At 72.5% G+C, this 12233-nt stretch carries 12 protein-coding genes; 5 read left to right on the top strand and 7 right to left on the bottom strand.

The annotated features are described in order from the left end of the window. Positions 1–231 precede the first annotated feature (231 nt). The 3 genes from AB0K60_RS29790 to AB0K60_RS29800 are packed head-to-tail and all read left to right on the top strand — an operon-like array spanning position 232 to position 3244. Complete coding sequence (locus AB0K60_RS29790; protein ID WP_364062405.1) at positions 232–1065, top strand: enoyl-CoA hydratase-related protein; 834 nt, start codon at positions 232–234, stop codon at positions 1063–1065. Between the two features lie 8 nt (positions 1066–1073). Next, complete coding sequence (locus tag AB0K60_RS29795) at positions 1074–2198, top strand: CoA transferase (RefSeq protein WP_364062408.1); 1125 nt, start codon at positions 1074–1076, stop codon at positions 2196–2198. 20 nt (positions 2199–2218) lie between these two features. Continuing rightward, positions 2219–3244: a LysR family transcriptional regulator gene (locus AB0K60_RS29800; protein WP_364062411.1), complete on the top strand. Its 1026-nt coding sequence runs from the start codon at positions 2219–2221 to the stop codon at positions 3242–3244. 9 nt (positions 3245–3253) lie between these two features. Here the strand turns inward: AB0K60_RS29800 and AB0K60_RS29805 are convergent, their stop codons facing one another. The 4 genes from AB0K60_RS29805 to AB0K60_RS29820 are packed head-to-tail and all read right to left on the bottom strand — an operon-like array spanning position 3254 to position 8201. Beyond that, positions 3254–3943: a helix-turn-helix domain-containing protein gene (locus AB0K60_RS29805; RefSeq protein ID WP_364062414.1), complete on the bottom strand. Its 690-nt coding sequence runs from the start codon at positions 3941–3943 to the stop codon at positions 3254–3256. A gap of 9 nt (positions 3944–3952) precedes the next feature. Beyond that, complete coding sequence (locus AB0K60_RS29810) at positions 3953–5707, bottom strand: ABC transporter ATP-binding protein (protein WP_364062417.1); 1755 nt, start codon at positions 5705–5707, stop codon at positions 3953–3955. Further along, positions 5704–7494, bottom strand: coding sequence for an ABC transporter ATP-binding protein (locus AB0K60_RS29815; protein ID WP_364062420.1), 1791 nt, complete (start codon positions 7492–7494; stop codon positions 5704–5706). Before AB0K60_RS29815 ends, AB0K60_RS29810 begins: the two co-directional genes overlap by 4 nt. Next, entirely contained in the window at positions 7494–8201 is a 708-nt protein-coding gene (locus AB0K60_RS29820) for a siderophore-interacting protein (RefSeq protein WP_364062423.1), read from the bottom strand. Before AB0K60_RS29820 ends, AB0K60_RS29815 begins: the two co-directional genes overlap by 1 nt. Before the next feature lie 390 nt (positions 8202–8591). On the opposite strand from AB0K60_RS29820, the gene AB0K60_RS29825 reads away from it, so the two are divergent. After that, complete coding sequence (locus AB0K60_RS29825) at positions 8592–8801, top strand: hypothetical protein (protein WP_364062426.1); 210 nt, start codon at positions 8592–8594, stop codon at positions 8799–8801. On the opposite strand, the gene AB0K60_RS29830 is transcribed toward AB0K60_RS29825, so the two are convergent. Then, positions 8791–9684 carry an SMP-30/gluconolactonase/LRE family protein gene (locus tag AB0K60_RS29830; protein WP_364062429.1) on the bottom strand — a complete coding sequence of 298 codons (894 nt, stop codon included), beginning with the start codon at positions 9682–9684 and terminating at the stop codon, positions 8791–8793. The two genes, AB0K60_RS29825 and AB0K60_RS29830, sit on opposite strands and share 11 nt — an antisense overlap. 129 nt (positions 9685–9813) lie before the next feature. Here AB0K60_RS29830 and AB0K60_RS29835 point away from each other — a divergent pair, with 129 nt between their 5' ends. Beyond that, complete coding sequence (locus AB0K60_RS29835) at positions 9814–10404, top strand: hypothetical protein (RefSeq protein ID WP_364062432.1); 591 nt, start codon at positions 9814–9816, stop codon at positions 10402–10404. 506 nt (positions 10405–10910) lie between these two features. Here the strand turns inward: AB0K60_RS29835 and AB0K60_RS29840 are convergent. Both AB0K60_RS29840 and AB0K60_RS29845 read right to left on the bottom strand, forming a co-directional pair. Further along, positions 10911–11297, bottom strand: a complete 387-nt coding sequence (locus AB0K60_RS29840) for a hypothetical protein (RefSeq protein ID WP_364062435.1) — start codon at positions 11295–11297, stop codon at positions 10911–10913. 160 nt (positions 11298–11457) lie between these two features. Next, complete coding sequence (locus tag AB0K60_RS29845; RefSeq protein WP_364062438.1) at positions 11458–12183, bottom strand: lysophospholipid acyltransferase family protein; 726 nt, start codon at positions 12181–12183, stop codon at positions 11458–11460. Between the last annotated feature and the right edge of the window lie 50 nt (positions 12184–12233).

Raw genomic sequence — 12233 nt, forward strand, 5'->3', positions numbered from 1 at the left:
GCAGCCGCGGCCGACTCACTCGCGAGAGTGCCACACAGTCCACAGCGCCCCCACGCCGTACGTCAAAGACGGGTCGCCAACGTGATCCATTGCGCAACGCAATGAGTCGCTCATTGCGTACGGCAATGAATCGGTCTGCGTTCTGCTCTTTGACGCCCGGGAACGGCGACGCCCAAGATGGGCCTGGCGTCCGGGAAGCGGGCGAAACCGGACAATGGGGTGGTCCACGGCATGGTGCTGAGCGGGGAGGCGATCGGCTCGGGAACGGTGCTGTTCGAGCTGCGCGACGGCGTCGGCACCGTGACCCTCAACCGGCCCGAGCGGCGCAACGCGATCTCCTGGTCGCTCGTGGAGGACCTGCTGGCCGCCTTCGCGCGGGCCCGCGCGGAACGCGGCCTGCGGGTCCTCGTCGTCACCGGCGCCGGACGCGACTTCTGCGTCGGTGCCGACCTGGCGAAGGTCGGCTCGGACGACGCGCGGGACCAGGAGACGCGCACGCTGCGCGGCCGTTCGGTCGCCGACGACCTGGAACGGCTGACGCGCGCCTCGGCCGTCGTGGAGACGCTCGTGGCGTTCCCGATGCCGACGATCGCCGCCGTGAACGGAGCCTGCGCGGGGGCCGGGCTCTCCCTCGCGCTCGCCGCCGACTTCCGGATCGCGGCCCGGGACGCGGCGTTCAACACCGCGTTCGTCAGCGCCGGGGTGTCGGGCGACCTCGGCAGCGCCTGGCTGCTGACCCGCGCGGTGGGCGACGCCCGCGCACGGGCGCTGCTGCTCGACCCCGGGAAGATCACCGCGGAGCGGGCGGCCGAGTGGGGCCTGGTGACCGAGACCACGTCCGACCTGCGGGCCCGGGTCCGCGAACTGGCCGCCAAGCTCGCCGCGCAGGCGCCGAAGGCGATGCTGTACGCCAAGCGGAACCTGGCCGAGGCCGCACTGGCCACGCTGCCCGACTATCTTCAGGGCGAGATGCCGCGCATGGTGGACTGTGCCCGCAGCGGCGACGCGCGGCGGGCGGCGCAGGCGTTCCTGGAGAAGCGCAGACCGGTGTTCACCGGGGAGTGAGAAGCGGCATGACCACCCCACTCGCGGGAATCCGCGTCGTCGAGTTCGGCCACTACATCGCCGCGCCCGCCGCGACCCAGATGCTGGCCGACCTCGGCGCCGAGGTCGTCAAGATCGAACCGCCGTCCGGCGACCAGGCGCGCGGCATCGGCGCGTACGGCGAAGGCATCGTCCTGGCGTACAACCGCGGCAAACGCTCGGTCGTGCTCGACCTGAAGCGGCCCGGCGACCGCGGCATCGCGGCGGACCTGATCGCGCGGGCGGACGTCGTCGTGCAGAACCTGCGCACCGGCGCGCTCGCCCGCCTCGGCCTCGGCCCGGACGAGATGCGCGCGGCGAACCCCCGGCTCGTGTACGTCTCGATCAGCGGTTTCGGCGCCAAAGGCCCGTCGGCGGGCAGGGCCGGCCTCGACATCGCCGCGCAGGCCGAGAGCGGCATGATGTCGATCAACGGCGAGCAGGGCGGCGATCCGCTCCGGGTCGGATTCCCGATCGCCGACGTCGCGGCGAGCTACGCGGCGGTGCAGGCCGTGCTCGCCGCCCTCCTGCGCCGGGAGCGCACCGGCGAGGGCGGGGTCGCCGAGGTCTCGCTGCTCAACGCCGCGATCCACCTGCAGTCGGCGATGTGGGGCGAATGGCACGTCTCCCGGCAGGAGCCGCGGCGCAAGGGGAACGGCCAGGCGACCGTGGCCCCCGCCGCCGACCTGGTCCGCACCAGCGACGGGACGATCGTCCTGTCGGCCTACACCCCCGATCGCTTCGCGCGGCTGTGCCGCGTCATCGGCAGGGAGTGGATGATCGACGACCCGCGGTTCGCCGACAATCCGGCCCGGGTCGCGAACCGCGAGGCGCTCCTGGCGGAGATCTCGCAGGCCCTCGGCGGCCTGCGTACCGAGGAGTGCCTGAAGCTCCTGGGCGAGCAGGGCATCGTCGCCGCCGCGGTGCGCACCTACCGCGAGGTGGCCGGCGCGGCGGACGTGCGGGCCGGCGGCGTCCTCACCACGGGGATCGGCCCGGACGGCGACCGCTACCCGATCCCGTCCCTGCCGTTCGCCCTCGACGGCGTCGAACCCCCGGCCGACCGCGCGGTGCCGCGCCCCGGGGCCGACTCCGACGGCCCGCACTGGGCTTGACCCTGCTGTGGGGTGCCGGTATGGATGACGACATGGACGTCCGCGAGCTCGAATGCTTCCTCGCCGTCGTCGACCAGGGCAGCATCACCCGAGCCGCCTCCGTGCTCCATCTGGCGCAGCCGTCCCTCTCCCAGATCATCCGCCGGTTGGAGGCCGACCTCGGCGTGGAGCTGTTCCGCCGGGTCGGGCGCGGTCTCGTGCTCTCCCCCGCGGGCGAGGCCCTCGTCGGCCCGGCCCGCCAGGTCGTCCGAGACCTGCACCACGCCCGCCAGGTCGCCGAGGGGTATCGCGGGCTCGAACGCGGACGGGTCGATCTGGCGATCTCCACCTCGCTCACGGCGAGCTTCGCCGCCGCCTGGGTGGGCGACTTCCGCCGCAGGCATCCCGGTCTCACGGTTCGGATCATCCGGCACGACGGCGACAGCGAGGAGATCGTCGCCCTGCTCCGGTCCGGCGAGGCCGAGCTCGCGTACGGCGTCGCGCCCGTGCAGCGCCAGGGCATCGAATGCGTCCACATCGGGGAGGGCGAGATCGTCCTCGCGCTGCCGCCGGGCTGGGGCACCGACTTCCCCGACCCGGTGCCCGTCGCCCTGCTCGACGGCCTGCCCATGATCGCCGACCAGGGGTTCGGGCGTGCCTACATCGACTCCATCCGGGACGCCGGCGCGGTCGAACCCGCCGTCGTCGTCGAGGTGAGCGAACCCGCCGGTCTCGTCCCCCTGATCATCGCCGGCGCGGGGGCCGCCTTCCTGCCGATGCGGCAGGCGCTGGCGGCGGGACGGCGCGGCGCGAGCCTGCGCATGATCGAGCCGCTGACCTCGCGCCCGATCTACGCCATCACCTCCGCGGGCCCGCTGTCCACGCCGGCCCGCAGGTTCCTTGAGCTCAGCAGGGAGAATCTCGACCGCTGGCGGCGGGCCGTGACCACGCGTACCGACCGGGGCATGACGTTGCTGGAGGCGTCCATCGACGCCGACAACGCGATCGAGGCCGCTTACCGGCGCCTGGCGGAGAAGCGGCCTCTGGTGTCGGGCCCGCTGGCGTGACGCCGATCGTCAGCGCGTTTTGCGGCGGGTTTCGGCGCCGTCGAGGACCAGGGCGAGCTTGCGGTGGAACCACTCCCGGTGGTCGCCCTCGATGATGCCGGCGATGATGGGCGCGAAGCGGGCCGCGGACGCGTCGGAGGGCTCGCCCGCCCAGCTCTCGCGCAGCCTTAGGCGGACGGCGTCGTCCGCGGCATGGTCGCCGGAGAGGCGCTCCCCGCCGAGGTAGACGTCGGCGGCCAGGTCGACGACGGTGTCGACGATGAGGACGGCCGACTCGTCGTCGAATCCGTGGCGGGTCAGCTCCACGACCGTGGCGTAGAACAGGCGGGTGACGCTGGGGGGCGTGCGCGGCAGCTCGCGGATCTGCGTGGCCATGCCCGGATAAGTCGTGAAAAGGTTCCAGATGGCGTCGGCGGTGCGTTCCAGGTAGCGCCGCCAGTCGCCGTCCGGGCGCGGCCAGTCGACCTGTCGGACCGCGCGGTCCATCGCGGCGGTGACCAGCTCGTCGCGGCCCCGGATCCGCCGGTAGAGCGAGGAGTGCTTGACGCCGAGCCGCTCGGCCACCGCCGTCATGGTCAGGTTGTCGAAGCCCACGGCCAGCGCGGCCTGGGCGATGTCGTCCACACTGAACCCGGGACGGCGGCCGGGGCGGCGACCCGGCCGGAGGTGAGCGGAGGCGGCCATCATGGTGCTCATCATCGCGTCCCCTCACGAGGCGCGGGTCAGCCGCCAGCCCTGGGCGCGGCTGCGCTCGCGCCAGAAGCGGGCGTAGCGGCCGTCCAAAGCGAGCAGGGAGGCGTGGTCGCCGGACTCGGCGACGCGGCCCCGGTCGAGGACGACGATCTGGTCGGCGGCCATCACCGTGGACAGCCGGTGCGCGATCACCAGCAGCGTCTTGCCGCTGGTGAGGGCGTGCAGGGCGGCGGTGACGGCGGCCTCGTTCTCCGGGTCGAGGGCGGCGGTGGCCTCGTCCAGCAGCACGATGGGGGCGTCCTTGAGGATCGCGCGGGCGATCGAGACGCGCTGGCGTTCCCCGCCGGACAGGGTGGCGCCGCTCTCCCCCACGCGGGTACGCCAGCCGTCCGGCAGCCGCTCGACGATCTCGTCCACCCGGGCCAGGGCGGCGGCGTGCCGTACCTCCTCCTCGGTGGCGCCGGGGCGGCCGAGGCGGATGTTCTCCTCGATGGTGTCGTCGAACAGGTAGACGTCCTGGAAGACGAGCGACAGCCGGGACATCAGGTCCTCGGTGGTCAGGTCGCGTACGTCGTGGCCGTCCACGCGCACGACGCCGGACTCGGGGTCGTGGAAGCGGGCGATGAGCCGGGTGACGGTGGTCTTCCCGGAGCCGGAGGGGCCGACGAGCGCGGTCATCGTGCGGGGCGGGATGCGCAGGGACACCTCGTGCAGCACGGGCGCGGCGGCGTCGTAGCCGAACGTGACGCGGTCGAGTTCGACGGCGGGCGGCGGGGTGTCGCCGGCGGGCGTGGCGGGGCGCGATCCTTCGGCCGGTTCGGGCAGCGGCTCGACGGCGAAGATCTCGGCGAAGCGTTCGAGGTTGGCCCGCCCCACCCGTACGGTCCCGCCGAGCTCGGCGGCGAGCATCAGCGGCTCGGTGAACCGGGTGGCCAGCGCGAGCAGCGCGATCAGCTCGGCCGCGCCCAGCGAGCCGCCGAGCACCAGATACGTGCCGAGGGCGATCAGCACGGTGTAGGCGGCCTGCACGACCAGCGCGTTCAGCGCCAGCCCCGGCACCAGGGAGGTGATCTGGCGACGCCCGGCCGCGTGCTGGGCCGTCAGCGCCGCCTCCAGCTCGGCGTTCGCCTCCCCGCTGCGCCCGAAGCCGCGCAGCACCGCCTGGGCCTGGGCGTACTCCACCACCCGGGAGCCCGCCTCGACGCCGGTCGCGTCGAGCCGCCGGTCGGATCGCTCGTTGACCCGGGCGGTGTAGCGGTAGGTGAGCACCAGCAGCAGCCCGGCGACCGCGAGCGCGACGCTCAGCCGCCAGTCGAACACGACGCTCACCACGACCACGGTCGCCGGGGTGAGATAGGCGATGACCAGCGGCTGCAGCAGGTGCGCCGGCACGTTCATCACCGCGCGCACGCCCTGGACGACGAGCTGCCCGACGCGCCCCACCCGGTCGGTGTCGAACCAGCCCAGCGGCAGCGCGGACAGGTGGTCGCCGAGCCTGTGGTACAGGCTGCGCGACAGGTCGAGCCCCACGGCGAAGCCCATCATCGCCTGGCGGTACTGCAGGACGGCGCAGACCGCGACCATCCCGGCCAGCGCCCCCAGCCAGGGCCAGGCCGCGTCCAGGTCGCCGCCGAGCAGGGCGCGCAGCACCGGCACGATCACGGCGAACGCGAGCCCCTGCGCCACGGCGAGCGCGATCAGCGTGGCCAGGTACCGCCGGACCCGGGCGGCGGAGGCGGCGCCCACGACGCCGAGCAGCAAACGGATCATGATGTTCCCTCGGGTACGGCGGCCTTGTCCCAGAGCCGCCGGTAGACGCCGCCGGCGGCGAGCAGCTCCTCGTGCCGCCCGCGCTCGACGATCCGCCCGCGGTCGAGGACGACGATCTGGTCGGCGTGCGTCACGGTGTGCAGGCGGTGCGCGATGACCAGGACGGTACGCCCGGCCACCAGCGTCGACAGCGCGTCCTGGATGGCCGCCTCGGATTCGGGGTCGGCGTAGGCGGTGGCCTCGTCGAGCACGAGGATCGGGGTGTCGGCGAGCAGCGTCCGGGCGATGCTCACCCGCTGCGCCTCCCCGCCGGACAGCCGGGCCTCCTCGCCGACGACGGCGTCGTACCCGCCGGGCAGCTCCAGGATGCGCTCGTGGATGCCCGCCGCCCGCGCGGCGCGCTCCACCTCCTCGTCGGTGGCGTCCGCACGGCCCAGCCGGATGTTGTCGCGCACGCTCATCCGCAGCAGCCGTACGTCCTGGAACACCGTGCCGACCAGCCGGTAGAGCCGATCGGCCGGGATGTCCCGCACGTCCGCGCCGCCGATGCGCACCTGCCCGCCGCCGGGATCCCAGAACCGGGGCAGCAGCCGGGCGAGCGTCGACTTGCCCGATCCCGAGGGGCCGACGAGCGCGGTGACGGTGCCCGGCCGCAGGGTCAGGGTGACCTCGTGCAGCACGTCGTTGTCCCCGTCGTAGGAGAAGGTCACCTGGTCGAACTCCACGCCGTGTCCCCGCGGCTGCGCGGCTCGCGACGCCCGCGGCAGTTCGGGGGCGCGCAGTACGCCCGTCACCCGGGCGGCCGCGTCGCGGGCCTCCTGCATCGCCTGCATGCCGAAGCCGAGCGCGATGATCGGCTGGCCCAGGTTGAGCCCGAGCAGCGCGAACGGCAGCACGTCCGCCGGGGCGAGCGTTCCGGCCGAGACGAACAGGACGCCCGCCGTGAGCACCACCAGCAGGACGGTCGCCGGCATCATGAGGTTCTGGGCGGCGGCCTCGACGCGGAGCATCGGCTCCACCCAGCGGCGCAGCCGGGTGGCGAAGTCGTCGGCGGCCTCGGCGAAGCGGCGGTGCGCCCGGCGCGCCTGGCCGAAGGTCTTGACCACCGCGATCCCGTCGATGAACTCCACGGCCGTGCCGTTGATGCGCTCCGTCGCCTCGTTCATCTCGGCCAGCTTGCCCTGGTAGCCGCGCATCAGCATGGCGTAGCAGGCCAGGTAGATCGGCAGCGTCGCGACCGTCACCAGCGCCATCCGCCAGTCCACCCACACCAGGTAGGCCAGCGTCAGCACGGGGACGACGGCCGCCGACACCAGGTCGGGCACGGTGTGCCCCACCAGGTGGTGCAGGCTGTGCACGTCGTCCTGCACGGCCTTCTTCACCTGGCCGGAGCCGCGCGAGGTGAACCAGCCCAGCGGCACCGCGCCGATCCGCCGCACCACGCCGCGCCGCAGCCGCAGTTGCAGATCCACGTCGGCCAGGTGGGCGACGGTGATGGCCGCGCCGGCCGCGAGGCTGCGCACCACCAGCCCGGCGACGGCGAGCGCGACGATCGTCCACACGCGGCCGGTCTGCACCGGGGCCGGCAGTTCGCGGGCGAGTTCGACGACCATGATGTACGGGGTCAGCGACGCGGCCGACGCCACGGCCTGCAACAGCCCGGCGATCACCAGGCGGCGCCGTACCGGGCCGAGGATCATGGACAGGTCGCGTGCCGCGGCGCGTCCGGTGTCCTGCGGTCCGGTTTGGGGGTCCCGCGCCCGGGTCGTCTCGGCGGTCGTCGCCATCACAGACCGGCCTTGCCGGGCGCCCAGTACGCCTTGGCGACCACGTCGCCGCGCCGCATCCCGAGCGGGGCCGAGCAGAGCCGGGCGCGCAGCCGCTGGACGCTGCGCGCGTGTCCTGCCAGGTAGGCCGCGCCGGGCGCGACCCGCACGTTCGCCTCCAGCCAGGCGTGCAGCGCGTGGCCGGGCCCCTCGTCGGCGGCGGGCAGCACGGTCAGCCGGGGCAGCAGTTCCCTGATCGCGTCCACGTCGGCGGGCGGCGCCTCCACCGCCCCGGTCACCTGCGCGCCGGCGTCGAGGGCCGAGATCAGCACCTCGAACAGGCCCACCGCGGTGGCGTCGCCGGCGAACAGGTGCGACGGCCCCGGCCGCAGCCACGAGCGGCCGCCCGGTCCCAGCACCGACACGCGGTCGCCCTCGCTCAGCCTCCGGGCCCACGCGGCTCCCGGCCCGTTTCCGTGAAGCTGGAACACCACCTCGACGCGGCCCTTCTCGTCGTCGTACGCGGCCGGGGTGTAGTGGCGCAGTTCGCGTTCGCTCACCCGGAACTCGATCTCGCACCCGGGCTTCCAGGGCCTGCCGCGCAGCGCCTCGCCTTCGAAGCCCACGCGCAGCAGGCCCGGGGAGAGCTCCGTCACGCCGGTGACGGTCGCGGGGTGGCCCATCCAACGCGTCATCGAGTCGGCCAGTACGGCGGGCAGCCTCGGCATGATCACTCCATAACTTAGGTAAGTCTTACCTATATGCGACAGCATGTTGCATCTGGTCGGTGATCGTCAAGACACCGCGTCCTCGCGCCCGTCGCCACATCGAAATCACGTAAGATCGCGGCAAAGGTCGGCAGGCCGTCCGGGTGGGACGCGGGCGATTCGGCATCGCCGATCACAAGCACGGAGCAGGAACCGCCTCAAGCAGTTCGGCGTGTGGAGCGGAGCCCCGATGAACCCGACGCACGAGCCTGTGAAAGAGCCTCCACAACAGCCGATGCGGGCCGGTTCCGGGGCGCGGTCCTGCGATCCGTTCGCCGCCGCGCTGGGAAACGCCTCGCTGCTCGGCGTCGGATATCTGCTGCTGCGGCGGTGGGGCTCGCCGTCGGCGCCGTGGCGGTCACGGTCACGCTCGCCGCGACGCTGCAACGCTACGGCGGCAGGCTCGTGACCAAGACCAGCGTGCAGATCGGCGGACGAAGCTGCCCCCGCCGCTTCACCTACACGGTCTACAACTTCTTCAACGCCCCACCGGACGAGGCGTATGTCACATCGTCCACCGCGGACATCCGCAAGGCGTACCGGCCGCTGATCAGGCCATGACCGGCGGCGCCGCCACCGTGACCCGCATGGCGAGCATGCGGGCCTCCCGGGCGGCCTCGCGGGCGTGTTGGTAGAAGTCGGGGGCGGCGCAGGCGAACAGCGTCGTGCCCGAGGAGCCGCCGAGGGCGCAGGCGTACACCGGGGAGCCCGGCTTGATCTCGTCGGTGATCGTGCCGCCCTCGGTCACCCGGAGCAGGCGGGCGCCGACGGCGTCGGCGATCCACAGGCCGCCCTCCGCGTCGAGGCAGACGCCGTCGGGGGCGACCCGGGCCTCCGCGATCGCCCGGGTGAGGTCGCGGTCGGACGGCAGCGGCCCGAACTCCGCCCAGACCCGGCGGTTGACCAGGTCGCCTTCGGGGGTGAGGTCGAAGGCGCTGACGCGGTTGCCGAACGTCTCGGCCACCAGCAGGACGTTGTCCGGCGTGATGACGCTGCCGTTGGGGAACCACAGCTCGTCGGCGACCCGGGTGACCCGGCCGTCGGGGTCCACCCGGTGCAGCGCGGCCGGCTCCAGCGGGTCCCCGGCCATCAGATCGAAGCCGAAGTTGCCGACGTAGGCGCGGCCCTGGGCGTCCACGGCCATGTCGTTGACGTGCCCGGTGGCGTGGTCGCCGAGGTCGGCGTGGACGGCGAGCGTCCCGTCGGGCTCCCGGCGCAGCAGCTTGCGGTCGGTCATCGAGACGATCAGCAGGCGTCCGTCGGGGAGCCAGCCGAGCCCGGACGGCTGCGCGGGGACGTGGGCCTCGGTGCGCAGGTCCGAGCCGTCCTCGCGCATCGAGGAGACGCGATGGCCGTAGAAGTCGGAGAACCAGAGCCGCCCGTCGCGCCAGCGCGGCGCCTCCAGGAAGTGGAAGTCCTCGGCGACGGTGGTCACATCTGTCATGGTCGTCCTCCTCGCGGTGCGCAGCGGTGGGCTCGTGGGCGTCGGCCGCGGCCGACGTCGCTCACCGGAGCCGATTGTCGTCCGTGATCGCGTCCCGGCCAAGAGCCAGTACGGCTCGAAGGGGATCTGTTGGCGATCCGCTGCCCGTTCCGTCACGCGCGCCCGCGCCGCGGGCGCCCCGCGGCGTCTGGAGCGCCCATTACGGAATTGATGTCCGGGATCGAGGTCCGAGCCGATATGATCCGCGCGGGAGCCGATTACCGGGAGTATTTTCCCGGCCGTCGCCGTGATTATGCGCGGCCGGCCGGAGGGCCATCCGGCCCTTCCCGGACGACCGGCTGGGAGTCGGGGCACATTTACCGGCAGAAACAGGGCGTGGAGGGCAAGCTGAACGCCGAACTGAGAATCAGCGCGAACGACCCGCTCGGGGAACTGGTTTCCCTGATGGGACGGCTGAAAAAGCAGAACGAGTTGACGGACAAGGTCCGCCCGGTCTATCGGGCTCCCACCCACAACGAGCCCGGCGGAGCGGTCGAGGCGATCGCCGTCGACCTGGACGCCGACGGCGCGGGACCCGCCCTGGCGGAGGCGATCGCCGCCTGGCTGGCCGACCGCGGGCCCGACGTGAACGTCACCGTCACCACCCCGGCCGGCACCGTGACCATCGACGCCGGCCGATTGGCGGAATCACTCGACGTACTGCGCAAAATTGTGACCTGACGGACCGGTCGACGCTCCGAGCCGAAGCGCCCGCCGAGGCTCGGGGGAACCTTCCGTCGCGTTTCCAGCGGCGGCGGCGCGTTTCTGCGTTGCCGCCGCATGAAGTACTGTTCCGGTAACTCGCCGGGGGCCCGGCCTGCTCGTCGTGGGCTCGGTGGAAACGGCCTGACGCGGGTGCGCGGCGTCGGATGAGGCCCGGCAGAAGGCGGGCGAGTTCGTCGTGGCGCTGGTGGCGCTCACCGACTTCGCCACGCGGTGGTGGTTCGCGGTGGTGGTTCGCGGTACGGCTCCGCGTCGCGGAGCGTCCGGCCCCGCCCTGGCTGCGCCGGGCGTCCTGGGCCTGCGCCGCGGTGATGGCGGTCTTGGCCGTGCTGTTCTTCACGATCACACCGGAGGCCCACCGCTTCGGCGGCCGGGCTGTCGGTTCGTTGACTGACGCCCCCGGGTTCTCGCGTCCGGGAGAGCAGGGGCCGCCGCCCCTGCTCGCTCCCGACCCCGGTACGAGCTTAGTTGCACACCACGTTGTAGAACGCCTTCAGGTCGTCCCTGGAGATGAGCCCGTCGCGGCGGCCGCCGTACCCGGAGGTGTCGAGCCGGTCGAACAGCGAACCCCTCAGCAGGCGCTTCGCGGCGTCGCGGACGTCCTGGTCCTCGCGGTCGTTGTCCGCGACGCTGCGCAGGTCCGTCCTGTTGAACAGACCGTCTCTGACGCTGCCCGGGCCCTCGACCTCGATGGTTTTGAACGCGTCGTAGGCGATCGAGACCGCGTCGCAGACGCCGATCCAGGTGGTCGTGCTCTGCGTGTTCGTGCTGGTGGCGGCCTGGGCGGGGGCGGCGGCGAAGCCAAGGGTCATAATCCCGGCGACGGCGGCGGTGGCGAGAATCTTGCGCATTTTCATTGTCTCCCTTACTGCGATTTTTCGGATTTTTCATCCGCCTTGTTGTGGCGAATCTGTGTTGTTTGATGCAGAGGAGACATATAGGGTTCGTGGGAAAAATGCGACATAGGTCACAGAACTTTTCGCCCTCGGAGCGAGTCCGCGGCGGGCGCCGTCAGCCTCGCCGGGCGTCCGCCTCGCCGGCCTCCTCCGGGCTCGGAGCGGTGCCGCCCAGGTGCCTGGGCTGCCACCACACGCCCTCGGGGATCTCCGGATAGGTCCGCTGGGCCCGGTCGAGCATCTCCGCCATGCGCTCGCGCAGCCGCTTGGTGACGACGGTCATGTCGTCCTCGGGCGTGGGGTGCATGGGCTCGCCGACCAGGATCGTGATCGGCAGGTGCCGCTGGAGCAGCCTGCGGGGGCGGCCCTTCGTCCACAGCCGCTGCGTTCCCCACAGGATGACCGGGATCAACGGCACCCCCGCCTCGGCGGCCATCCGCGCGGCGCCGTTCTTCAGGTCCTTGAGCATGAACGAACGGCTGATCGTGGCCTCGGCGAACACGCCGACGACCTCGCCCGCCCGCAACGCCCGTACGGCGTGGCCGTACGCGCCGGCCCCCGCCGACCTGTCCACGGGGATGTGGTGCATCGCGCGCATCAGCGGCCCCGACACCGGATGCTCGAAGACCTCCTTCTTCGCCATGAACCGGACCAGCCTGCGCGCGGGGAAGGCCGCGTACCCGGCGAAGATGAAGTCGAGATAGCTGATGTGGTTGCTGACGAGAACGGCGCCGCCGGTACGGGGCACGCGCTCGGCACCCTCGATGCGGAACCGGTAATCGAGCGCCTTGAACAGGACGCGCGCGAGCCTGATGACGGGGGGATACACGATCTCGGCCATGCCGGAACCGTAACCTACTATTCCGTAGGTTCACCCGGGTCATTGGTCCC

Source organism: Thermopolyspora sp. NPDC052614, from assembly GCF_040678635.1.
Lineage (GTDB): Bacteria > Actinomycetota > Actinomycetes > Streptosporangiales > Streptosporangiaceae > Thermopolyspora.

Coding starts and splice junctions, on each gene's coding strand:
- AB0K60_RS29790 (WP_364062405.1), top strand. CDS start 232: ATGGTGCTGAGCGGGGAGGCGATCGGCTCGGGAACGGTGCTGTTCGAG.
- AB0K60_RS29795 (WP_364062408.1), top strand. CDS start 1,074: ATGACCACCCCACTCGCGGGAATCCGCGTCGTCGAGTTCGGCCACTAC.
- AB0K60_RS29800 (WP_364062411.1), top strand. CDS start 2,219: ATGGATGACGACATGGACGTCCGCGAGCTCGAATGCTTCCTCGCCGTC.
- AB0K60_RS29805 (WP_364062414.1), bottom strand. CDS start 3,943: ATGATGAGCACCATGATGGCCGCCTCCGCTCACCTCCGGCCGGGTCGC.
- AB0K60_RS29810 (WP_364062417.1), bottom strand. CDS start 5,707: ATGATCCGTTTGCTGCTCGGCGTCGTGGGCGCCGCCTCCGCCGCCCGG.
- AB0K60_RS29815 (WP_364062420.1), bottom strand. CDS start 7,494: ATGGCGACGACCGCCGAGACGACCCGGGCGCGGGACCCCCAAACCGGA.
- AB0K60_RS29820 (WP_364062423.1), bottom strand. CDS start 8,201: ATGCCGAGGCTGCCCGCCGTACTGGCCGACTCGATGACGCGTTGGATG.
- AB0K60_RS29830 (WP_364062429.1), bottom strand. CDS start 9,684: ATGACAGATGTGACCACCGTCGCCGAGGACTTCCACTTCCTGGAGGCG.
- AB0K60_RS29840 (WP_364062435.1), bottom strand. CDS start 11,297: ATGCGCAAGATTCTCGCCACCGCCGCCGTCGCCGGGATTATGACCCTT.
- AB0K60_RS29845 (WP_364062438.1), bottom strand. CDS start 12,183: ATGGCCGAGATCGTGTATCCCCCCGTCATCAGGCTCGCGCGCGTCCTG.